The 24,141-nt window shown below is 55.6% G+C and carries 19 protein-coding genes; 18 read left to right on the forward strand and 1 reads right to left on the reverse strand.

The window, feature by feature from the left end:
• Nucleotides 1-402: hypothetical protein (locus VLV32_09060; protein HUL42035.1), on the reverse strand; the 402-nt coding region annotated here is incomplete at its 3' end.
• A 435-nt stretch (nt 403-837) separates the two neighbouring features.
• On the opposite strand from VLV32_09060, the gene VLV32_09065 reads away from it, so the two are divergent.
• The 18 genes from VLV32_09065 to VLV32_09150 all read left to right on the forward strand — a co-directional run.
• A complete protein-coding gene (locus VLV32_09065) occupies nt 838-1,167 on the forward strand; it encodes a hypothetical protein (protein ID HUL42036.1) in 330 nt (109 codons plus the stop codon).
• Between the two features lie 332 nt (nt 1,168-1,499).
• Nucleotides 1,500-1,589, forward strand: a complete 90-nt coding sequence (gene kdpF, locus VLV32_09070) for a K(+)-transporting ATPase subunit F (GenBank protein HUL42037.1) — start codon at nt 1,500-1,502, stop codon at nt 1,587-1,589.
• Entirely contained in the window at nt 1,589-3,397 is a 1,809-nt protein-coding gene (kdpA, locus tag VLV32_09075; protein ID HUL42038.1) for a potassium-transporting ATPase subunit KdpA, read from the forward strand. Before kdpF ends, kdpA begins: the two co-directional genes overlap by 1 nt.
• Before the next feature lie 64 nt (nt 3,398-3,461).
• Nucleotides 3,462-5,519 (forward strand): potassium-transporting ATPase subunit KdpB, encoded by a 2,058-nt coding sequence (gene kdpB, locus VLV32_09080; protein ID HUL42039.1) that lies wholly within the window; start codon nt 3,462-3,464, stop codon nt 5,517-5,519.
• Nucleotides 5,520-5,529: 10 nt separating this feature from the next.
• Nucleotides 5,530-6,102, forward strand: a complete 573-nt coding sequence (gene kdpC, locus VLV32_09085) for a potassium-transporting ATPase subunit KdpC (protein HUL42040.1) — start codon at nt 5,530-5,532, stop codon at nt 6,100-6,102.
• A gap of 111 nt (nt 6,103-6,213) precedes the next feature.
• Nucleotides 6,214-7,320 carry a magnesium transporter CorA family protein gene (locus VLV32_09090; protein ID HUL42041.1) on the forward strand — a complete coding sequence of 369 codons (1,107 nt, stop codon included), beginning with the start codon at nt 6,214-6,216 and terminating at the stop codon, nt 7,318-7,320.
• A gap of 105 nt (nt 7,321-7,425) precedes the next feature.
• Nucleotides 7,426-10,128: a two-component system sensor histidine kinase KdpD gene (gene kdpD / locus VLV32_09095; GenBank protein ID HUL42042.1), complete on the forward strand. Its 2,703-nt coding sequence runs from the start codon at nt 7,426-7,428 to the stop codon at nt 10,126-10,128.
• Nucleotides 10,125-10,814: a two-component system response regulator KdpE gene (kdpE, locus tag VLV32_09100; GenBank protein HUL42043.1), complete on the forward strand. Its 690-nt coding sequence runs from the start codon at nt 10,125-10,127 to the stop codon at nt 10,812-10,814. The genes kdpD and kdpE overlap by 4 nt, the downstream gene beginning before the upstream one ends.
• A gap of 268 nt (nt 10,815-11,082) precedes the next feature.
• A complete protein-coding gene (locus VLV32_09105; protein HUL42044.1) occupies nt 11,083-11,394 on the forward strand; it encodes a DUF883 family protein in 312 nt (103 codons plus the stop codon).
• 5 nt (nt 11,395-11,399) lie between these two features.
• On the forward strand, nt 11,400-11,792 hold the full coding sequence (locus tag VLV32_09110) for a phage holin family protein (GenBank protein HUL42045.1): 393 nt from the start codon (nt 11,400-11,402) through the stop codon (nt 11,790-11,792).
• Nucleotides 11,789-12,088, forward strand: coding sequence for a YqjK family protein (locus VLV32_09115; GenBank protein ID HUL42046.1), 300 nt, complete (start codon nt 11,789-11,791; stop codon nt 12,086-12,088). Before VLV32_09110 ends, VLV32_09115 begins: the two co-directional genes overlap by 4 nt.
• Before the next feature lie 1,441 nt (nt 12,089-13,529).
• Entirely contained in the window at nt 13,530-14,225 is a 696-nt protein-coding gene (locus VLV32_09120) for a prepilin-type N-terminal cleavage/methylation domain-containing protein (GenBank protein HUL42047.1), read from the forward strand.
• A gap of 142 nt (nt 14,226-14,367) precedes the next feature.
• Nucleotides 14,368-15,654, forward strand: a complete 1,287-nt coding sequence (locus VLV32_09125; protein ID HUL42048.1) for an efflux RND transporter periplasmic adaptor subunit — start codon at nt 14,368-14,370, stop codon at nt 15,652-15,654.
• A 58-nt stretch (nt 15,655-15,712) separates the two neighbouring features.
• The gene (locus VLV32_09130; protein ID HUL42049.1) at nt 15,713-18,880 is read left to right on the forward strand and encodes a CusA/CzcA family heavy metal efflux RND transporter; all 3,168 of its coding nucleotides are present in this window, start codon (nt 15,713-15,715) and stop codon (nt 18,878-18,880) included.
• 6 nt (nt 18,881-18,886) lie between these two features.
• Nucleotides 18,887-20,446 carry an efflux transporter outer membrane subunit gene (locus tag VLV32_09135; protein HUL42050.1) on the forward strand — a complete coding sequence of 520 codons (1,560 nt, stop codon included), beginning with the start codon at nt 18,887-18,889 and terminating at the stop codon, nt 20,444-20,446.
• A gap of 164 nt (nt 20,447-20,610) precedes the next feature.
• A complete protein-coding gene (locus VLV32_09140; protein HUL42051.1) occupies nt 20,611-21,291 on the forward strand; it encodes a response regulator in 681 nt (226 codons plus the stop codon).
• The gene (locus tag VLV32_09145; protein HUL42052.1) at nt 21,278-22,735 is read left to right on the forward strand and encodes a sensor histidine kinase N-terminal domain-containing protein; all 1,458 of its coding nucleotides are present in this window, start codon (nt 21,278-21,280) and stop codon (nt 22,733-22,735) included. The genes VLV32_09140 and VLV32_09145 overlap by 14 nt, the downstream gene beginning before the upstream one ends.
• Before the next feature lie 458 nt (nt 22,736-23,193).
• The coding region (locus VLV32_09150; GenBank protein ID HUL42053.1) for a hypothetical protein at nt 23,194-24,141 on the forward strand (948 nt) is incomplete at its 3' end.

A 24,141-nucleotide genomic window follows, 5' to 3' on the forward strand; every position in this document is an offset into this window, starting at 1 on the left:
GTCACTGGCAATTGCAAACTGCGGATTGATGAATGGACTTGTTCCACCGATAGCCGGTTGTATATGGCAGGCTGCGCAACTGTTTGCATTGAACCGCGGACCCAATCCCTCGCCGGTCTCGGCTCCAAAGTTAGAGCTTACAAAAGTGCCCTTGACTGAATCTGTTTCCGTGAAAGTTTTCAAGCTGGCATTGAACAGCTCCAATTCTTCTGCGCTTAATCCCGGCAAAGGACCTCCGGCGCGCGGCGCCGCGCCCATGGCAACGCCTGGATCAACCACCGTTTTTCCGGCACCCAGAACTTCGGGAGTCGCGATGATCAGAAGAGCCAATACGAGAGCTGATATTTGAATGCACCAGTATTTAATGTTCGGCGAATTGACTGCGCGCAGCATGGTAGCCATGGGGACCCCTTAATGTCTCTTCCTCCAGAAGCTAATGCAATTTAAGGATCGGCACTTTAATAGTTAATCAAGACTTGGCCGTTGGGTTGCCTGTGTTTACCTTGAGACTTAACAACGATGGTGTTAGCAGTCTGCGTGCCAGCTTCCAAATAACTATACAAAACAGTCCGCAGTAAAAAATTGCTGAAGGAAAACAGTAACAAGGCTCGTCGCAGCAAGGCGACATAAACCGCAGCCTGGATGTTACTTTCTTGATAACGTAGTGGTTTTAGTGTCGCTCCCCAGCGACGATAGAATCAAACTCTCCGAGGACACCGTTTCAAAAGACTGAAACCTCGTCGCCAACAATCTAAAAAGAACGGTTTCGAAAGACTACTTCCCGCTTCTTGAAGCTTCCAAAAATCGATTGATGAGACGGGCCCTGATACTTAAGAATTGACTCGTGGCACTTATCAGGACGAGGGTGCCATATACTCGCAACGCAAGTTTCTCAGAACCGCGGCCGGAGCCTTGTCGCGCCGGGCGGCGAGCATTAGCAGGGCGAGCTGTCTTTGGGACGATTACCCGGCCGATCTCGGAAAATGCGCTCATGCCAATTGCAATACGTGCCACAGCCTCGACTACATACCGATGAACTCGGTATTCCTTGATCGCAAGGGCTGGGAGGGTGAGGTCAACATAATGATCAAAGTCACGGATGCGCCGATCAAGCAAGAAGGCGTCCCGCAGATCGTGGACTACCTTGCTGCGCAGTACGGGAAGTAGAGCTTTCGGCACACTCTTTCAGCTGCCAGGCTTTTAGCACACTTCAAACCGCCGCCCGCACCGCGCCGCAATGGAAGCAACGTCAATAGCCAATGCCTTCCACGGGTATTTTTGCGCCGAAGTGTCGCCTTTCCACTTTTTTATAAGTTTTTAACACCACCGGGATAGATTTATACGGCATTTTAATTTGTTCGGCCTCAGAATCCCGTCCATGGTTTCTGGCAATTGGAGGCTCACATGATGGACGTCGTTTTTATCGCAGTCATTGTCGGTTTCTTCGCGCTCACCATCGGTTTGGTCTACGCGTTCGATCAGTTGTTGAGGAGGGGCTCATGAGCTGGACCTATCTGTTGAGCCTGATTCTGGCTCTCGCCGTTTTCGTCTACCTGGTCGTCGCCTTATTTTTCCCGGAGAAATTCTGATGACTGGCAATGGTTATTTTCAACTCGCGCTCTACCTGGGCGTCTTGCTACTGTTGGTTAAGCCCCTCGGCGCCTACATGGCCAATGTGTATGAGGGCCGCATAAAGTTCATCAATCGCTTCGGCGCGCCGTTCGAGAACCTGCTGTACCGGCTGTGCGGTGTGAACCGGGCGCAGGAAATGCGCTGGACGCAGTACGCGGTGGCGATGCTGATATTTAATGTGCTTGGCGCACTTGCGGTCTATGCATTGCAGCGGCTGCAAGCTTATCTGCCGCTCAACCCGCAGGCTTTTTCCGCGGTCAGTCCCGATTCATCCTTCAACACCGCGGTCAGTTTCGCTACCAACACTAACTGGCAGGGCTACGGCGGCGAGAGCACTATGAGCTATCTTACCCAGATGGCCGCGCTCACGGTGCAAAACTTCGTTTCCGCGGCAACTGGAATGGCGGTGCTGGTGGCGTTGATCCGCGGGTTCGCGCGCCAGACTGCCGAGACCATCGGCAATTTCTGGGTTGATCTCACCCGCACGACTCTATATATCCTGCTGCCGCTGGCCCTTATCGTAGCGGTCGTGCTTGCCGGCCAGGGTGTGGTGCAGACTTTCTCGGCCTATTCCACCGTACCGCTGCTGGAATCGGTTGAATATGACACTCCGAAACTCGACGCTGCAGGTCAACCGGTCAAGGACGAAAAGGGGAATCCTGTCACGGAAAAAGCGGTGGCGAAGGAGCAGGTCATTGCCGTCGGTCCGGCTGCTTCGCAAATTGCAATCAAGCAGCTCGGCACCAATGGCGGCGGATTCTTTAACGTTAACTCCGCGCATCCTTTCGAGAACCCGACGCCGTTATCTAATTTTCTGGAGTTACTCTCGATTCTATTGATCTCCGCAGCGCTTTGCTACACCTTTGGACGTATGGTCGGGGACACACGTCAGGGTTGGGCGGTGCTTGCTGCAATGACAATAGTTTTTGTCGGCATGCTCGCGCTTTGCGTCGGCTCCGAACAGTCGGGCAATCCGCTGCTCGCCAAACAGGGCGTCGACCAAACTGCGAGCAGTTTGCAGGCCGGGGGCAACATGGAAGGCAAGGAGACACGCTTTGGAGTTGTAAATTCTGCGCTGTGGGCTACCGCCACCACGGTTGCCTCGAACGGCTCGGTGGACTCAATGCATGATTCGTTTACGCCATTAGGCGGGCTGGTTCCAATGTGGGATATGCAATTGGGCGAAGTAATTTTCGGCGGCGTTGGCTCGGGTCTCTACGGCATGCTGATCTTCGCCATCGTCGCTGTATTCGTTGCCGGGCTCATGATCGGGCGGACTCCGGAGTATCTCGGTAAGAAAATACAGGCATTCGAGATGAAAATGTCGGCGGTGGCGCTCCTGCTCGTGCCTCTCGCAATACTTGTGGGCACCGCAATAGCGGTGCTGGTGGAGCCAGGCAAAGCCGGTATAGCAAATCCCGGTCCTCATGGTTTCTCGGAAATCCTTTATGCCTTCTCCTCGGCTAGCAATAACAACGGTAGCGCGTTTGCCGGGCTTTCTGCCAATACGCCTTTCTACAACACCGCGCTTGGGTTGGTCATGCTGCTGGGCCGCTACTGGCTGGCGGTGCCGGTGCTGGCAATAGCGGGGGCACTTGCGGCCAAGAAAAAGATCCCGCTGAGCGCAGGCACGCTCCCCACGCATACACCGCTATTCGTCGCGCTGTTGGTCGGGACCGTAGTTATCGTGGGGGCGCTCGCTTTCTTCCCGGTACTCGCGCTTGGACCGATTGTAGAGCACCTCATCATGACCGGCGCGCACTAGCTTGAGCCCGGAAAAAACTTAAGGAAGCATACCGATGAATACGCAAGCCATTGCAATTCCCACGATGCGTCGGACTTTGGTGACCAAGGATATTTTCCGGCAGGCGCTGATTGACGCATGCATTAAATTACTGCCGCAGCATCAGTGGAGGAATCCGGTGATGTTCGTCGTCTATGTCGGCAGCATGCTGACGACCGCGCTGTTTTTCCAGGCTTTAGCCGGCAAAGGTGAAGCACCAGCCAGCTTCATTTTGGCGGTCACGCTGTGGTTGTGGTTTACCGTGTTATTCGCGAATTTCGCCGAGGCAATAGCCGAAGGCCGCAGCAAGGCGCAGGCCGCGGCGCTGCGCGCCGTGAAGCGCGACGTCATGGCCAAAAAACTAGACAAGCCGAAACACGGCGCTTCCGTCACCAAGGTCAGTTCAACGCAGCTGCGCAAAGGCGATATCTTTCTGGTCGAATCCGGCGACATCATTCCCACCGATGGCGAGGTTATCGAAGGGATCGCCTCGGTCAACGAAGCCGCGATTACCGGCGAGTCGGCGCCGGTGATTCGCGAAGCTGGAGGCGACTTTTGCTCAGTGACCGGTGGAACGCAGATCCTCTCCGATTGGCTGGTGGTGCGCGTTAGCGCGAATCCGGGCGAAACTTTTCTCGATCATATGATCGAGATGGTCGAAGCCGCCCGCCGCCAGAAAACCCCGAATGAAATTGCGCTCATTATATTGTTGGTGGGATTCACCTTGATTTTCCTGAAAACGACGGCGACCCTGCTGCCATTCTCGCTTTATAGCGTTGAAGTCGCCAAGGCTGGGACCCCAGTCACCATCACCGTGCTGGTCGCACTTCTAGTGTGCCTTATCCCAACGACCATCGGCGCTCTGCTTTCGGCCATCGGCCTTGCCGGCATAGGGCGCATGCTTCGCGCAAACATCATCGCCATGTCCGGTCGTGCAGTTGAAGCGGCAGGTGATGTGGACGTGCTGCTGCTCGACAAGACCGGCACCATTACTCTCGGCAATCGGCAGGCTTCCGCATTCGTTCCGGCGCCCGGCGTCACACGCGAACAACTGGCCGACGCGGCGCAACTTGCTTCACTCGCGGATGAAACGCCTGAAGGGCGCAGCGTGGTGGTGCATGCCAAGGAAAGGTATGGAATCCGCGAAAGGGACATCAATAAGCTCGGCGCGGTCTTTGTACCATTCTCGGCGCATACGCGCATGAGTGGCGTGGACCTCGAGGGACGAAAAATACGCAAGGGCGCGTCGGATGCGATTCGCGGCTGGGTAGAGCAGCAGGGCGGCAGATTTCCGAAAGAAACGGATGAAATGGTGGAAAGCGTCGCGCGCCGCGGCAGCACACCGCTGGTTGTAGCCGAGAATGCGCGTGTGCTCGGCGTCATTGAACTCAAGGACATCGTCAAAGGCGGTATCAAGGAACGTTTCGCCGAACTCCGAAGAATGGGCATAAAGACCGTGATGATTACCGGCGACAACAGACTCACGGCGGCGGCAATCGCCGCTGAAGCGGGCGTGGACGATTTCCTCGCTGAAGCGACGCCAGAAGCCAAGCTCAAGCTGATTCGCGAGCATCAGGCGCAGGGGCGTCTGGTGGCCATGACCGGGGATGGCACCAATGATGCGCCGGCGCTTGCGCAGGCCGATGTTGCCGTGGCGATGAACACCGGCACGCAGGCGGCCAAAGAAGCCGGCAATATGGTAGACCTCGATTCCAATCCAACCAAATTGATTGAAATCGTAGAAACAGGAAAACAGCTCCTGATAACGCGCGGCTCGCTGACGACGTTTTCGATTGCGAACGACGTTTCTAAGTATTTCGCTATCATCCCCGCGGCGTTCGCCACGACCTACCCGCAACTCAGGGTATTGAACATCATGTATCTCGCGACTCCCGCGAGCGCGATTCTTTCTGCGGTTATTTTCAACGCCTTAATAATTATCATCCTGATTCCGCTCGCGCTCAGAGGTGTGCGCTACCGCGCGGTCGGGGCGGGAAGATTGCTACGTGACAATCTGGTGATCTACGGCGTGGGCGGAGTGATTGCGCCTTTCATTGGCATCAAGCTGATTGACATGATTCTTGTCGCATTGGGTCTTACATAAGGGGCCATATATGTGGAATGAAATTAAATCGGGCGTCGTGATGTTGATCATTATGACGGTCATCACAGGCATTGCCTACCCATTGTTAGTGACCGGCGTTGCGCAAACGGTATTCCCGCACCAGGCGAATGGGAGTTTAATCATGAAAAACGGCAAGCCGATCGGCTCCGAACTCATCGGGCAGCCTTTCAGCAGCCCGAAATATTTCTGGAGCCGGCCATCGGCGACTTCGCCCAAGCCTTACGATGGCGGCTCTTCAAGCGGCTCCAACCTCGGGCCCACGAATCCGGCGCTGCTGGATGCAGTGGCGGATCGGATTAAAGCCTTGCGCGAAGCGGATCCCGGCAATGCGGCGCCGGTGCCCGCGGATCTCGTTACCGCCTCGGGGAGCGGACTCGATCCGCATATCAGTCCTGCAGCAGCGTACTACCAAGCGGAGCGGGTGGCGCGTGCGCGCAAGCTCGATTCCAAGCGCGTGCGAAGCTTGATCGCGGAACACACCGAATCGCGCCAATTCTGGATTCTCGGCGAGCCGCGGGTGAATGTGTTGAAACTCAATCTCGCGCTCGATGCGTTGCGCTGAAAAAAGCAGTCGAACACGGGATCGCCGCTCGTACGCCGTTGGCGGGGAGCGAGGAGCGGCGAATGTGAAGTACAACGAAGAAAAAAATAATGATGAAATACGGCCCAACACATGAAAGCTGGCTTTGCGCTCAAGAACGGGTCCATCATTTCTACCACGGACGAAAGGGCCGCCATTCTTGTTTACGTCGCACCGGATGCATCGGAAAAGCAGCAGCTTATCTTGACGCTCGGCCTGGACCCCTACGACATCGATTCCGCGCTCGATCCGGATGAGATATCGCGGGTGGAGTTTTCGCCCGGCTGCATTTCCCTGATCTGGAAGCAGCCGCGGAACGTAGCGTTCGGTCAACAGTTGCGGTTCGACGTCACTTCGCTTGGGCTTTTTCTGCGCGAAGAGCGGTTGATTATAATTATGGCTGAAGACGCCATTCCATTTTCTGCCAAGGAATTTCAAGGTGTCGGGTCCTGCATGGACGTTGTATTGCGATTACTCCTGCACACCGTACATCACTACCTGGGCCACCTGAAGGTGATCAAACATATCACGGTCGAGTTGAGTTCGAAAGTCAGCGCCTCGATGGAGAATCGCTACTTGCTGCAGATGTTCGCGCTGGGGGAGAGCCTGATCTACTACCTCAACGCCATAGAGGCCAACGGCGCCGTGCTGGCAAAACTGCGGGTGAATGCCGAGCGGCTGGAGGCGCCAAAACAGCAAATTGAATTCCTGCACGACCTCATGGTGGACAACCAACAGTGCGCCAGGCAGGCAAACATATACAGCACTGTCTTGTCCGGGCTCATGGACGCACGGGGCACCATCATAAACAATAATGTGAGTGTGTTGCTGAAGAATCTCACCCTCGTCAGCATAATCTTTCTTCCGCTCATGCTAGTTACCGGCATTGGCGGCATGTCAGAGTTCACCATGATGACGAAAGACATCGACTGGCGAATTTCGTATTCCTTGTTATTAGCGGGCATGGTCTTGCTGGGATGGATCACCTGGATCACACTGGTGCGAATTTTCGACATGAAGATAACGTACAAGAAGACACCGAAGGAAAACCGGATCAGGCTCTTGCAGCGATACGCTGCCAGGCTGGGCGATCGTATTTCCAAAATGAGCAGCGCACCTGGCAGGCACCACGAACAAAATCTGTCTGATGATGGCCACCGTGCTCAATCAGCACCCCGATCTGGACCGCCTGCCGGTTGAGGTTCGCCACCGATCCGGATTCCGGATCAACCGACGGTGAACGTGTTGAAACTAAATCTTGACCTGGATACACTCGCTAAAGGCTAATCCGACCCTTTATGATGCATGAATGAAACGCGCCCCGACGCTGACCGTCTGCTGGCCGAGCTTCGCCGCGAGGAAGAGCGGCAGAAGCGCGGCAAGCTCAAAATTTTTTTTGGCGCCTCAGCCGGCGTTGGCAAGACCTACGCGATGCTGGCTGCCGCGCAAGCCGCGAAACGCGATGGTGTGGATGTCATCGTGGGGCTGGTGGAAACGCATGGCCGCAAAGAGACCGAGGCCCTGCTTCAGGGGTTAGACGTACTGCCGCGGCGTGAAATCGAATACCGCGGCCGCGCGCTCCAGGAATTCGATCTGGATGCCGCGCTCGCGCGCCGCCCGGCTTTGATTCTGGTTGATGAGCTCGCGCACTCGAATGTGCCCGGTTCGCGCCACCCCCGCCGCTGGAACGACATCGAAGAATTGCTGGCCGCGGGCATCAATGTTTACAGCACCCTTAACGTCCAGCACATCGAAAGTCTGAATGATGTTGTGGGCAGCATTACCAATATCCGCGTTTCCGAAACGGTGCCTGATACGGTTTTCGACGAGGCCGATGAGGTTGTCCTCGTTGACCTGCCCGCGGATGAGCTGCTTCAGCGACTGAAAGAGGGCAAGGTCTATCTGCCGCAGCAGGCCGAGCGCGCACTGGAGAATTTCTTCCGCAAAGGCCATTTGATCGCACTGCGCGAGTTGGCGCTGCGCAGGACCGCGGACCGCATTGACGAAGACGTTCGCGCTTACCGCAGCCGGGAGGATATCCAGCGCGTATGGCCGACACGCGATACTCTGGTGGCCGGTATCGGGCCGGAGATCGGCGCCGAGCAGGTTGTGCGCGCTACAGCGCGAATGGCCGATCGTATGGGTGCGAACTGGCACGGGGTCTTTGTGGAGACCCCGTCACTGCAGCGGTTGCCGGAAGGGAAGCGGCAAAGGATACTCAGGGTTCTGCAACTGGCGCAGGAACTCGGCGCGCAGACAGCAACAATTCCCGGCAGCAGCGTCGCAGACGCGTTGGTGGATTACGCGCGCAAGCATAATGCCACCAGGATCGTCATCGGTCGCGGAGACCCCACTTGGTTCTGGAGTTGGGGACAATCCATCGAGCAGCGCGTTGCGAGGCTGGCAACTGATATTGACCTGGTTCAAATTGCACGAGAAGCATCGACTGAGCTACCCGGCGCCCGCAATCGGAACCGAGTACGCGATGAAGAAGAGCAAGATCGGTACATGCAACCCCTGCGTTATGTGTGGGCTGTCGCTTGCTGCGGCGTAGCGACTGCATTGGCTTCACTGCTGCTTCCTTACTTCGATCTCGCAAATATCGCCATGCTTTTCGTGCTGGCAGTGGTGCTCATCGGGTTCTGGTTCGGACGCGGACCGGCTGCCTTAGCCGCGTTTGTGAGCGTGGCTGCATTCGATTTCTTTTTTGTCCCGCCGCGATTTTCCTTTGCTGTGCACGATGTTCAGTACGGCCTGACATTTGCGGTCATGCTGATCGTCGGTTTGATCACCGGCCAGTTAACGGCGCGTTTCCGCTACCAGGCACAGGTGGCGGAACATCGCGAAAGCCGGGCGCATTCGCTGTACGAGATGGCGCGAGAGCTTTCGGCTGCTCTTACCATGGAGCAGGTGGTCGAAATCAGCGACCGCTTCGTGGAGCGAAGTTTTCTGGCCAAGGTCGCCATCGTGCTTGCCGATGCAGAGAATCGACTCGTTGTCGCTGGCGAAAAGGATAAGTGTCCGGCACAGCTCGATCTTGCAATTGCGCAATGGGCCTACGATCACACGCAGGCAGCGGGATTCGGAACCGACACCTTGCCGGCGAGTCCGATACTGTATTTGCCATTGAAGGCACCGATGCGTACCCGTGGCGTGCTCGCCATTGAGCCCTCTGTTCCGCGCTGGCTGCTAGTTCCGGAGCAGCGGCGTCAGCTGGATACCTTTTGCACCTTAATCGCTATTGCCATCGAGCGCGTGCACTATGTCGAGGTGGCGCGCGATGCGCTCATTAAAATGGAATCCGAACGGCTGCGCAATTCATTATTGTCGGCCTTGTCACATGATTTGCGCACGCCGCTGACCGCGTTGATTGGGTTGGCTGACGCGCTGACCGTTTCGCAGCCGCAATTGTCCCCCAATCAAGCGGAAACTGCGGCGGCTATCCGCGAAGAGTCAAGTCGGCTGAGTACACTGGTGCATAACCTGCTGGATATGGCGCGGCTGCAGGCGGGTGAAGTCCATTTCCACCTTGAATGGCAGCACGTCGAGGAAGTGATCGGCAGCGCATTGCGCGCAACGAATCTGGGCCGCCGCAAAATTATTACTTCAGTTCCGCACGATTTGCCGCTGGTCCAGTTTGATGCGGTTTTGATTGAGCGCGTGTTGTGCAATCTTTTGGAAAACGCCGCCAAGTACACTCCTGAAGATACGACAGTGCAAATTAGCGCCCGGGTCGGCGATGGAAGCCTTGAGGTATCGGTGGCGGATAACGGACCGGGTATTCCCCCGGGCAAGGAAACAGAAATCTTCGAAAAATTCATGCGCGGTTCGACTGAATCGGTGATACCGGGTGTCGGCCTGGGGCTTGCAATTTGCCGCAGCATCGTGGAAGCGCATGGCGGAAAAATATGGGTGGAACGGGGGCCGGAAGGCGGCGCACGCTTCATTTTCACCCTGCCTGTGACGACTCCGCCCGCGGTTGGTGCCGAGGTCGGGACGGGACCGTGAATGAACCCGTTATTCTGGTGGTGGAAGATGAACCGCAGATCCGGCGCTTCGTTCGCGCCGCTCTGGAGGCGGAGGGCTGCCAGGTCCACGAGGCCGAAAACGGCAAAAGGGGCCTTATTGAAGCCGGGACGCGAAAGCCTGATCTGATGATTATTGACCTCGGTCTGCCTGATATGGACGGGGCCGACGTGATTCGAGAGATCCGCTCATGGAGCGAGCTGCCGATCATTGTACTTTCGGCGCGAACACGAGAACAGGAAAAAATCAGCGCACTGGATTCGGGTGCTGATGATTATCTGACAAAACCTTTTGGAGTCGGCGAGCTAAAGGCGCGAATTCGGGCGGCTTTGCGCCGGCGCGCGGCCGATGCCGCCGGCGACGAAACGCACGAATTCCGCTTCGGCGAGATCAAGGTCGACTTTTTAAACCGGCGGGTCTATCGGCAGGAACGGGAGATTCATCTGACGTCAATTGAGTATCGTTTGCTGACTGTGTTGATCCGCAATGCCGGCAAGGTGCTTACGCATCGTTACCTGCTGAAGGAAGTCTGGGGTCCCTTGCAGGTCGAGAGCAACCATTACTTGCGCACCTACATGGCTCATCTGAGGCAGAAGCTGGAACTCGACCCGGCGCAGCCGCAACATCTCATCACCGAAACCGGTGTTGGTTATCGGCTCGTTGAATGACGACCGACCGCAGATCACCGTTTGCTTTCGGGAGTGGGGATAGCAGGGATGGTGGCCAAAGCTGGTGGGTCAAACTGGCAATAGCTACCGTGCGAGCCGCGTGCTTCAATTATCCGAAATTGCGCGAGTAAATTATCTGTGGTATAGCTCTAGTCATTTTGTAAATCTTAGTTATTGATATAGATCAAGAAATCTCGCGCATAAAACGTTTATAAGCAAATTGGGTAAAATGGATTATAAAGTTTGTTTACACTAGAGGAGAATTTTCATGCCAACGGCAACAGAAACTGCACGAAAGAAATTGGTTGACGACTTCAAGGCGTTGACTACTGATACTGAAGAGTTATTGCGCGCAACTGCAAACCAGACCGGCGAACGCGCGACCGCAGCGCGGGCGCGCGTGGAAGAGCGCCTGCGCAATGCAAAAGCGGCAATGGATGAGTTGCGCGAAGATGTTCTGGAGCGCAGCCGTGTGGCGGCCGAGGCCGCTGATCGCACAGTGCGCGAGCACCCGTGGGAATCGGTAGTGGTTGCGGCGGGAATTGGTTTCCTGCTTGGCATGCTAACGGCGCGTCGCTGATCAACATGTCGGAATCTGATCCAGGTACGCGCACAGCCGGGTTGTTGGATTCGCTGCGGCGCTTGTTGTCGACATTGATTGAGGTCGTGCAAACGCGGGTCGAGCTTTTGGTAACCGAGCTCGAAGAGCAAAAGCTGCGGGCGGTACAGCTCGCGACATTGTTTATTCTTGCTTCGTTTTTCTTCGGCTTGGCCATAATCTTTGGCACCTTGGCCGTGGTCATGGTGTATTGGGATCGAAATCCGGTTGCGGTTTTGAGCGGTTTCGCAGCACTGTACCTTGCACTCGCGATCATTATTGGGCTCATTTGGCGTGCGCGTGCAAAAGCGCGGCCGCACTTTCTGTCTGCTACGCTAACGGAGCTTTCGCGCGACCGTGAGGGGCTGACGCCGCCATGAATAGAAAATTTGCTGCAGTTGTCCAAAAGCGCCAGGCGCTGGTCGCGCGCGCGGCTGGGCAACGCGCTGAACTCGAAGTTTTGCTAGAGCGCTGGCGCGGGCCGCTCGCGGTAGTGGACGGAGCTTACCGCTTGGGACAGGCGCTGCGGCAGCACCCAGCGATCTCTGCCGTCGTGCTAGCATCGCTGGTACGCAGACAGCGGTTCCGTGTGTTGCGGTGGGGCGGGGCTCTTCTTACTTTGTGGCAGATATACCACGCGTATCGCGAGCAATGGCCGCGACGCCCCGAACGCTGATCGACCTGCGCACATCAGCGCATTGACGAAATTCTGCGCCTTGGTGATGCTCCTATTGTTACCAGCGATGTTATCCAAAGATGGTGGTTGATACTGGGATCGAACCCGTAATCCAAGCTGTGTGCATGGTGTTTTTTGCTGCGCGGTTCGTCAAAGCAGTAACTTACAGCTGCTGCCCCGTGTTTATATGACTGAACCTGTCAGATGATTGTGGCAGGAGATGTTTCAAACCCACTGTACGGGGACCGCTACGCCGCTTCTTGAAATACCTTCGTTTCGGTTGCTGCAACCTGTGCCGATCGGATTAACGGAGTCCGGCTTGCCAGCGAGGCATTAACCAATCGCAACGCCGTCAGCCCAATCTAAAAAAATCTGCGCTGTCTAGAAAAGCCCGCCACGGCTTTTTAATCAGAAATGCATGGAAGTGCAGGCGAGGCCGCAAACAGCAGCGTCATCTCAAGTGCGATGATTACTTCTCATGGTTGTGCCGAGGGCCATTTGTGCAATGGCCAATACCTGTAGCGCCACAATAGACGCATCTGTCCTTTCCGGTTCCGTGCTTGTGAACCTTGAACGGACCCAAAGAGCAATAGCCAAAATCACTGGATCCGCAGAAGACACAATGCGAATCGTCATCATTGTGCTCGTGGACTTCGTATGGGCCGACGCTGCAGTAACCGTAGAACGAAGAACCGCAAAACTTACATGTGCCCGGCATTTATCTGCTCCGAAGAACGTAAAATTTAGGACGCAATTTCTTTTTTCGCTTCCCAATCCCGCAGGGCGTTTTGTTTGCAGTTCGAATTTCCTGCCCGACTATTGGGTTTACGGAACGAGCAATTCATAGTTACTTTAGATCTAGGCCAGCTCCAGATAAATTAAAAAAAGCATGCATAAAGCGCGCGCGGAGTTCGATGCTTCTACGCAGCCCTTACCGGAAAAGGCATCCTGACTTCATTTCCTTTTTCTTCCAATGAAATTCCGCGAGCTCGCTATATTTTCACGAAAATAAATAATCATTCGTGGTGAGGGGTCACCCTAATTTACTGCCACATATTTTGTCCTGTCAATTGATTCATCTTTGCAAGGATTTTGTAAGCTGAGTGTCAGGCTGTTGCAAGCTCGTTGCCATACAATGCGCACCAGACAAACCCACGAAATGTAAGCTGATGACGTGAAAAAAAGGTTTCGCTGATCAATTAGCGCGTTCACTTTTTGGCGAGAAGTTGCCGCGATTGGGAGGATGCACGGATAAATTTCAGTTTCTGATACTGCGGCCGAAGCGTGATCAAGGTCGAAACACGTTTCGGACCAATCTTCCCTGTCGTTCCAAGAAGTGAGATCTTCGAATTTACTGGATTAGTTGATGTCCAGGCAGAATGGCTGAGCGGGGCGAGATATTTGCAAAGACAGCTCAACAGTTTAATTGAGGGAGTACCCTATGTTGCGAAGAGAGAGTGGCTTTACCCTGATTGAGATGGCCATTGTGCTGGTCATTATCGGCCTGCTTTTGGGCGGCGTGCTAAAAGGTCAGGAGTTGATTACCAGCGCCCGGGTGAGAAACCTCATTTCCCAGCAAGATGGAATCAAGGCCGCTTTCTTCGGTTTCCAGGACCGCTACCGCGCCCTCCCAGGCGATTACCCTGGTGCGCTGGCGGCTGCCAATATCCCCAACGTCGCGGCGACCTTGGGCGGCAACGGCGACGGACAAATACTCAATACCGCCGGCGCCAACGAACAGACCATAGCCTGGGTGCATATGTCGCACGCGGGTTTCCTGACCGGTAGCTACAATATGGCGACCGCGACCGATGCCGTCGCCCAAGCCAATACGCCGAACAACCCCTACAACGCGTACCTGCAAATCATCTACGACAACAATTACGATGTGCAAGTCGGCGACCCAGCGGCTACCGCGCGACACAACTTAAAGACCGGAAACCAGATCCCTGTGGAGATTCTCACCGAAGTAGACCGTAAGATTGACGATGCCAATCCAGGGCGCGGCGCCTTCCGCTCCAGCGAGTATGTCGGCGCAGGCACTGCACCGACTGTTGCGACCTGCGCCGACCTGACCAACGGCGTCTGGCTCACCACCAGCGGCCAAACCAACTGCGGCGCCGCGAGCCTCTTCTAAGAACATCAGCCAATTTTCGAAAAGTGCGGCAATCAGTGTGAGTTCAAGCGCGCGAGTCCGGTTCAGCGGCGTCAAAAGGCGCTGCATGCAAAGATCTGCGTCCATGCGCTCTTGGTGATTGAACGGTCGGCGACGCTCCAAAATGCCTAATGTCTCGCCGCAGCCGTTCACTTGCGCCATGCGTGCCGTGCCTCGGAAAACGCAGGTACTCATTGTATTTGGCGCAGTGCTCATCGTCGCCTCTGTAGTCAGTGTCCTTTGGTATGTGAACTATTTCGCTTCGGCAGCTTCGCATCCGGACGGCGCACCGAATTTAAAAATGATAGAGCCGGGGACATTCCGACCCACGAAGACACAGTGGGCTGTTCTAAAGGTGATGCCTGTCCAAACGATGACCTTCCGGACCGAAAGTGTGACGGACGGCAATATTGCCATTAATGACGAAACGACAACGCTCGTCTTCTCACCCTATTCGGGGCGTGTTACTAGAATCATCGCCAAGCAGGGCGATTTCGTCAAAACAGGCGCACCGCTAATGGTGGTAGAGGCATCGGAGTTCGTACAGGCACAGAATGATCTGATCAATACAGTTTCCGCCCTCAATACCGCGCAGTCGCAGGTTACTCTGGCCCGAATCAACGAAAACCGGCAGCACCAGGTCTATCTTGCGAAGGGCGGAGCGCTTAAGGACTGGCAACAGAGCCAGGCTGAACTCACCAGCGCCCAGAGCAATGTGCGTGCCGCAGAGATCGCGGTGGCCGCGGTGCGCAACCGCCTGCGCATCCTCGGCAGGTCCGAGGCGGAGATCAGTGCCTTCGAGAGCGAGCGAAACGCACAGAACATGAACTCGGAGGTTCTTATCCGGGCGCCGGTCACGGGTATTGTGACTCAGCGTCAAGTGGGTCTCGGTCAGTTCATAAATAGTATTGCAAATGGTGGTTCCAACCCGCTCTACTCGATAAGCAATCTCTCCACAGTCTGGCTTATCGCAAACGTGCGTGAAATTGACGCACCGCTGATGCGTGTCGGAGAGCCCGTTGAAGTGCGGGTGCTGGCTTACCCTGGCCGGGTGTTCAAAGCCAGATTAGCTTGGGTTGCGGCCTCGATCGATCCCAATACACACCGGCTACCCGTTCGCGCTGAAGTGGAAAACCCGGACGGCGCGCTCAAGCCGATGATGTTCGCAAGATTCAGCATTATCACCGGGGACAATATCGTTGCACCGGCGGTGCCCCAGAGCGCGATCGTCTACGAAGGCGAAGAGGCCCGCGTTTGGGTGGCGCGTGACGATGGCAGGGTTGCGTCGCGATCGATCCGCGCTGGGCGGGTTCGTGACGGCATGGTCGAGGTCTCCGCTGGTCTCAATGCCGGGGAAAAAGTCGTAACGAGCGGCACTTTGTTCATTGATCGCGCAGCACAAAACGAATAATTATGTGGCGCCTGATGCCGGCGGATTGATCAATTGACACGACCAGGGGACAAACAAAATGAACGGGATTATTGCGTTTGCCCTGAGACAGCGTGTCGTAATGGTATTCCTGCTTTTCTTTCTATTCGGCGCGGGCATTACCAGCTTCACCAAACTCAACATCGAGGCGTATCCCGACCCGGTGCCGCCACTCGTTGACGTCATCACCCAGAGCGGCGGCCAGTCGGCCGAAGAAATCGAGCGCTACATTACGATTCCGATTGAAATCCAAATGGCGGGTATTCCTCACGTCACGGCGATCCGGTCGATTTCGCTTTTCGGCCTATCCGACGTGAAAGTGCAATTTACCTACGATTTCACCTACCAACAGGCAGAACAGTGGGTGATCAATCGCCTCGCACAACTTGCCGAGCTGCCGAATGGCGCGCAGCCGCAAATTTCTCCAGAGAGCCCGATCGGTGAGGTTTACCGTTATCGCGTTATCGGTCCCATCGGATATTCGGTTATGGATCTCAAGACCATACAGGACTGGATCCTTGAGCGCCGTTTCAAGGCCGTGCCTGGGGTAATCGATGTCACCGGTTGGGGCGGCAAGACCAAGACCTACGATGTTACGGTCGATCTCAATAAGCTCATCGAATACGGCATAACTTTTCCGCAGGTACTGCAAGTCCTAAACAACAGCAACATCAACGTCGGAGGCCAAACCGTGAACATTGGGCCGCAGGCGGCAGTAGTGCGCGGCATCGGCCTGATTCACTCGATGGATGACATCCGAAACACCATGCTAATGTCGAACAACGGAACCCCGGTTCTGTTGAGCGACATCGCAAGCGTAACTGTCGGGTATCAGCCGCGTTTGGGCATTGCGGGTCAGGATAATGACAATGACATCGTCGAGGGCATTATCCTTATGCGTCGCGGCCAGCAGAGCCTGCCCACCCTCCGGCGCATCGAGGCCGAGGTGAACAAGATCAACGACTCAGACATCCTGCCGCCCGGTGTTCGGATCGAGCAGATCTATAACCGGAGCGAGTTGATCGATGTCACCACGCGGACGGTGCTTCAAAACATGATTTTCGGAATTTTGCTTATTTTCGTGGTGCAGTGGATATTTCTCGGCAACCTGCGAAGCGCGATCATCGTTGCCGCGACGATTCCTTTCGCCCTGTTCTTCGCCATATGCATCATGGTGGTTCGCGGCGAGTCGGCCAACCTGCTTTCGGTTGGCGCCATTGATTTTGGTCTCATTGTCGATGCAACTGTGATCATGGTTGAAAACATCTTCAGGAATTTTGCCGAAGCGGCGGCGGTGCAGCCATCAGGAAACCCTCTGCTTTCCAGTTCCACTCCCGGCGGTTTGCGTGGCAAGCCTGCCGCGATCGCCAACGCGGCGCTCGAGGTGAACAAGCCAATCTTTTTTTCGGCCGCAATTATCATTGCTGGCTTTGTGCCGCTCTTTACGCTTTCCGGCGTGGAAGGGCACATCTTTGCGCCAATGGCTAAGACCTATGCTTATGCCATCGCCGGTGGACTGATCGCCACTTTCACAGTTTCGCCGGCGTTGAGCGCGCTGTTGCTCCCCGAGCGGGTCAGCGAGACCGAAACGTTCATCGTGCGCGTGTTTCGCCGCCTTTATGCTCCCGTGCTCGAGTTTGCGCTTTCCAATCGCATCGTGACGCTCGGTGCTGCTGGCGTGCTCGTCGTTTTGGCGATTCTCGCCGCCCGCTCGTTGGGCCTCGAGTTCCTTCCCAAACTTGAGGAGGGCAATCTATGGATTCGGGCAACCATGCCGCCGTCAATCTCCCTTGAGGAAGGCAATGATTACGTCGATCGCATGCGGCAGGTCATCAAGGGCTTTCCCGAAGTGGAGACCGTGGTTTCGCAGCACGGACGACCTGACGATGGAACTGATGCGACCGGTTTTTTCAATGCCGAATTCTTCGTGCCACTCAGGCCATTCGAAAAATGGCCCAAAGGAGTCAACAAGGAGAAGCTGACTCGGCAGGTCAACGTGGCATTGCAGGAGCAGTTTCCGGGAGTGGAGTTCAATTTCTCTCAGAACATCGAGGACAACGTCGAAGAGGCAGCTTCAGGAGTCAAGGGTCAAAACTCGGTCAAGCTGATAGGCAATAACCTCGAAACGCTGGAAAAAACCGCGGCGAAGATCAGAGACGTCATGCGAACAGTGCCCGGCATCACCGATCTCGCCGTGTTCAATTCGCTCGGCCAACCAACTGTGAGGATAGATATTGACCGTGCGCGCGCCGCTCGTTACGGTCTGGTGCCGGGCGACATAAATTCGACCGTTCAGGCGGCGATCGGCGGTCAGGCCGCTGGCAACCTCTATGAAGAGGGCAGTGACCGTAACTTCCCGATGAAAGTCCGTCTCGCCCCGAAGTACCGTCAGAGCCTAAATGCGATCCGCCGCATCACCATCGGCGCACAAGATCCTCGCAGCAACGGCGTCATCCAGATCCCACTGGCCGACGTCGCTAATGTAAATCTGGTCTCGGGCGCCTCTTTTATCTACCGCTCGCAGCACGAGCGCTATATCCCGATCAAGTTCAGCGTGCGCGGGCGGGATCTGGGGAGCACCGTTCTAGAGGCGCAGCGCAAAGTGGCGGAGCAGGTACCAATCCCGGGCGGCTACCGCTTGGAATGGGTGGGCGAGTTCGGCGAGTTACAAGACGCAATTGCGCGCTTGAACGTCATGGTACCGCTTAGCATCGCCCTCATTGCCGTACTTTTGTTCATCAACTTCTCATCGCTGATTGATACTCTCCTGGCGGCGAGCGTCATTCCGATGGCGCTGATCGGCGGGATATTTGCGCTCTATGTCACCGGCACGCCGTTTAGCGTGTCGGCTGCGATCGGGTTCATTGCGCTATTCGGCATTGCCGTAATGGATGGGATTATCGTCCTCTCTTACTACAATAAGATGATCCTCCGCGGCCTTGACCGTTCCACTGCCATCAGGCGCACATGTCAGACGCAAATGCGCCCGGTAATGATGACCTGCATTGCCGCGGGCGTTGGACTTTTGCCTGCAGCGGTTTCTACGGGCATTGGTTCACAGGTGCAAAAGCCGCTCGCGCGCGTTGTCGTGGGCGGAATGCTGCTTGCTCCGATACTTATTCTAATTCTACTGCCCATGTTAATCGTATTGTTCTCGCGCTGGGCGAGGGTAAACGAAGGGCAACCGCAATCCAGACCGGCTGGCTGAGCAACGATGCAAACAACCGTCGAATTCGACATGCACACTGCTGCTCTGCGCGCGTCGCGGAGCGCGGGCCAAATCGCGCGCAGGCGCCTGCACGCCGCATGCGCCGGGCATTACTTTGGTTTCTCAGCCGCAATCCTTCTCGCGGCTTGCACCGTGGGCCCGGATTTTCATCGTCCCGCGGCTCCAGCCGTCAATGGCTACACGCGCAAGCCTCTCCCCGCGCAAACAGTATCGGCGGGTGTCTCGGGAGGAGCGGCGCAAAGCTTCGTACAAGGCCTGGACATCCCGGGACAATGGTGGAAGCTGTTCCATTCGGAGCCGCTCAATGCCCTGATCGATCAGGCACTCAAGGCCAATCCCGACGTGCAGGCGGCGCAGGCAGCGTTGCGTGTGGCAATGGAAAACGTTTATGCGCAGAAGGGTGCTTTTTATCCAACTATCGAAGCCAGCTTCTCGCCGAGCCGCCAGAAAAACGCTGTTGGCACCCTCGCCCCAACGTTATCTTCTGGCATTCCGATCTTCAATCTTTATACGACTCAGGTGAGCGTGTCGTATGTGCTCGATGTGTTCGGAGCAAATCGGCGGCAAGTGGAGACACTGGAAGCACTGGCGGAGTTTCAACGGTTCCAGCTCGAGGCGACCTATCTGACCCTCACGTCGAACGTGGTTGCTGCCGCGGTCCAAGAGGCTTCCTTGCGCGGGCAGATCGCGGCGACTCAGGAAGTTATTAAAATTGAGAGCGAGCAGCTCAATTTGATTCGACATCTATACGAGTTGGGTGCGGTAGCACAGGCGAACGTAGTCGCGCAGCAAGCGGCACTTGCGCAGACGCAGGCGACGATGCCGCCGTTGCAGAAACAATTGGCGCAACAGCGCAGCCTTTTAACAGCTCTCCTGGGTCGTTTTCCCAATGAGGAGCCCGCTGAAAAGTTTGAGCTTTCGACGCTGCAACTTCCGCAAGAACTGCCGGTTAGCCTGCCTTCCAAGCTTGTGGAGCAACGTCCGGACGTGCGTTCAGCCGAAGCGCAATTACACGCAGCCAGCGCCCAGGTCGGGGTCGCAATCGCAAATAGGTTGCCGCAGTTCACTCTCAGCGCCAGTATCGGCAGCGTCGCGACACAGATGGGTCAATTATTCGCCGCCGGTAACAACTTTTGGAGCGCAGCCGGCAACTTGACGCAGCCGATCTTTGCGGGCGGTACACTGCTGCACAAAAAGCGCGCCGCCGAGGCTGCCTACGATCAGACAGCGGCGCAGTATCGCAGCACCGTAATCACTGCTTTCCAGAACGTGGCTGATGCGCTGCATGCGCTGCAAAACGACGCCAATGATCTCAAAGCGGCGTCGGCCAGCGAGCGTGCCACCGCTGAGAACCTCGCGATCGTGCGCCGCCAGTTGCAGCTCGGTGATATCAGTTACTTATCGCTACTCAACGCGGAGCGGAGCTATCAGCAAGCGATGATCGTTCTCGTGCAGGCGCGCGCGGGCCGTTATGCCGACACGGTGGCGCTGTTCCAGGCGCTGGGTGGCGGCTGGTGGAACCGCTCGGATATACCCAGCAATTAGCCGCATCCAAAGTTTCTGGCAGGTACCGGTGCTACACTGCGTAGTTGCGGCCAAGTCTCACAAACTAATATATGTATGCGCCGACAATTAAACTTTAAATTTGTTAAATTAAGCGCGCTTAAAGCCATGATGCCTGTCGCATTGCGACATAGGGCCGGTAACACATGAGAATTCTAGTAGTCGAGGATGACGGCGTACTCGCGGACGGCTTGGTTCGCTCTTTGCAGCAGGCGGGCTATGCAGTAGATTGGGCAGAATCGGGTACCAACGCGAATGCGGCACTTGCGCAGGAAAGCTATTACCTCCTTATACTTGATATCGGACTTCCAGGAATGGACGGGTTCGAGATATTGCGAAGATTACGACGGCGCCCGAGATATCTTCCTGTGCTTATCCTCACCGCGCGTGATTCGGTCGAAGACCGTGTACGCGGACTCGATCTTGGCGCAGACGATTATCTTGTTAAGCCGTTCTCGCTACCGGAGCTCAAGGCACGCGTGCGCGCGATATTGCGTCGCGGTCAGCCAACTACCAACTCCCAGATGGTTTATGGCACCTTGGTTCTTGATACTAACGCGCGAAGAGCATGGCTCGACGGAAAACCGCTTGATTTGACTCTACGCGAGTGGGGAGTTTTGGAGTATTTGCTTCTCAATACCGGGAAGGTACTCAATAAAGAGCAGATCATTGAAGCGCTCTGCAACTGGGGAGAGGAGCTCAGTCCAAACGCGGTAGAGGTATATATTTCGCGCCTTCGCGATAAGCTCGAACGCGCAGGGATCAAGATTCGGACCTTGCGCGGCTTCGGTTATCTTTTGGAAGAACCCGAAGATGAAAAAAGATAGCTTACGATACCTTCTGCTTAGCTCGCTGCTCTTCCCTCTGGTGGCGTTGCTCGTGATAGGCGTAATTGGGGACTATTTTACCGCTTTGCAGCCGGCGGTCGCCGCCTATGACGAAAACCTGCTCTCTACCGCACTGGCGCTCGCCAACAATGCGAAATTTGCGCATGGCGAGATAACTCTCGATCTGCCACCGGCGGCGGATCAAGTCCTGCGAACGGACAAATATGACCGGATTTACTATTCTGTGCGCGGTCCGCGCCAAGAGTTGCTTGCTGGCAACAAAGAACTTCGATTGCCAGCCTTGGCGATGATCCCTAATGAAGCAGTCTATTACGATGGCGATATTCAGGGTGAGCCGGTGCGCGTTGCGGCGCTCCGCGTGTCCAAGGGCGGCTCCGATTTATTTGTACAGGTCGCCGAAACGAAAATCAAGCGCAAACGTTTAATCAGCAAGATACTGATTACGATGGTTTTACCGGAAGTGTTCTTTTCTGCGGCGGCGATCGCCTTAGTCTGGTTCGGTATTAAACGTGGCCTAGCGCCTCTTGAACGCTTGCGCGCAGAGATCTCATCTCGTGCACATAACGACCTAAGGCCCGTGGCCATGGACAATGCGCCACTCGAGGTCAAACCGCTGGTACAGGATATTAATAGCCTGATCTGGCGAATCAGCAATTTGTTGAATACACAAAAACGGTTTTTTTCCAATGCGGCACATCAGCTGCGAACGCCATTAGCTGGTTTACAAGTTCAGGTCGAACTTGCAATCGCGCAGGCGGGTTCCACGGAATGGAAGCACACTTTTAAACAAATTCAAATGGCGACAATGCGCATCACGCACCTCGTCAACCAATTGTTAGTCCTTGCGCGCGCTGAGCCTGGGGACCATCCTCCCGAATCGCTAAAGCCAACCGACTTGCGCGATATTGCCAGTACAGCCGCGATGGAATTTAAAACACAAGCGTTTGCGAAGGACATCGATTTAGGCTTTGAGCTTGAACCAGCCTGTGTGCTTGGCGAACCTTCCCTTCTTTATGAATTGCTGTCAAATTTGATCGATAACGCGATTCGATACACGCCCCCCAATGGATATGTAACGGTTCGGTGTGGAGCAAGAGGCAATGAGGCGTTTCTAACAGTAAATGATAATGGTCCCGGTATTCCATCGGCAGAACGTGAAAACGTATTCGAGCGCTTCCGTCGGCTCGACGGTACCCCGGGGGAGGGTTGCGGGTTGGGCCTCGCCATTGTGAAGGAAATCGCGCATAGGCACGGCGCCTCGGTCAGCCTTACAACACCTTCGACCGGGGACGGAACAGAAGTTTCTGTACACTTCGAGCGCTTAGCAACGGAAACAAATCGTGACGGGCTTAGGAGTAGTCGCGGCGAAGCTGCTGAATTCGATGCTACAAGAGAAACTAAGCGACGATTCGAGCAAGATTGATGTGATGGGTTCGACGCGTACAATGGATTGAAGCTGGACTCAGTGGAGCGGCTAAAAGCATCATAGTGCGGAAGACGGCTCCGTCCAGTTGGTGTAGTGCCTCAAGAATTATGTGTGGGGCTTGAAGAGGTAATCCCGGTTCAGCGGCGCGCCGGTTGTCTTTAGCCACTACTACAGGCCGCCCAAATATGTTCCTGCCTCCGTTCCGAATTTGGGGGTGGCGCAGATAGGAACCTAGTCGTGTATCAGATAGGAGGACGCTTCATTAGCTGCTTGAGTTTGGTGGTGGGTGATACTGGGATCGAACCAGTGACCCCTGCCGTGTGAAGGCAATTTATATCGTTTCTGTAGTTCCCGTAAGTACCAAGTCCCCTATATCACGTAGGGAAAATTGTTCTTGTGCGTCCCCGTGAGTTCCAGTATGATCGTCCGTATAAAGTCCGTATACGGAGGCGACTATGACCGACAAGCCGAAGAAACCCGCCAAGATCGACACGCCCACGGGGCGCAGCCGCCTTACTCCACGGCGCGAGCCGTACTGGCACAAGCTGCAAAAGGGCGGTTATCTAGGTTACCGCAGAACGGATGAGGGCGGTACTTGGATTGCGCGTTGGCGAAATGAGGAAGGCAAGGAACGATACCGGGCCTTAAACTTGTTGCCAACGGAGCCTGCAAAGGAATTTGACGACGCACAACAGGCGGCGCGGGCATGGTTCAAAGAGCAGCAGGCGGGCATCGTGGGTCGGTGGACGGTCAAGCAAGCCGCTGACGCCTACATTGAAACCCTGCGGCTGAAAAATGGCGAGAGCGCAGCCAGAGACGCCGAGGGGCGTATTAACCGCTGCATTACTCCGAAGCTAGGCAAACGACCACTGGATCGCCTGACTACTGGCGAGATCGAAGGGTGGCGCAATAGTCTTGTTCCGCGCAGCGAGGACGCCGAGCAAACGCGGAAATCCAAGGACTCCGTAAACAGGAACCTGACAACTCTAAAGGCTTTGCTTAACAAGGCGTGGAAATCAGGCCGCGTAATGTCCAACGATCCTTGGAAAAAAGTTGAGGCATTTGAGGACACGCGCAATGCCCGGAAGGTATTTCTTGCCCCGGAGCAGCGGAAACGATTGCTGCAGCACTGCGTGGGGGCGTTTAGGGACTTGGTAGAGGCCGCATTGCTTACCGGGGCGCGATATGGTGAGTTGCGCTCATTGCTGGCGGGCGACTACGACAAGTCGCGGCGCATTCTCAGCATCCGCGATGGCAAAACAGGGCCGCGAGAGGTTCCGGTGTCCGATGCTGCTGCCGTGTTATTAGCACGACTCAAAGCCCGTAAGTTGCCGACAGCGTTCTTGCTCACACGCGACGATGGCAAACCTTGGGAGCATTCGGACCAGGATGAACTCATGCGA

It is taken from the genome of Burkholderiales bacterium (genome assembly GCA_035518095.1).
In the GTDB taxonomy this organism is placed as follows: Bacteria; Pseudomonadota; Gammaproteobacteria; order Burkholderiales; family JAHFRG01; genus JAHFRG01.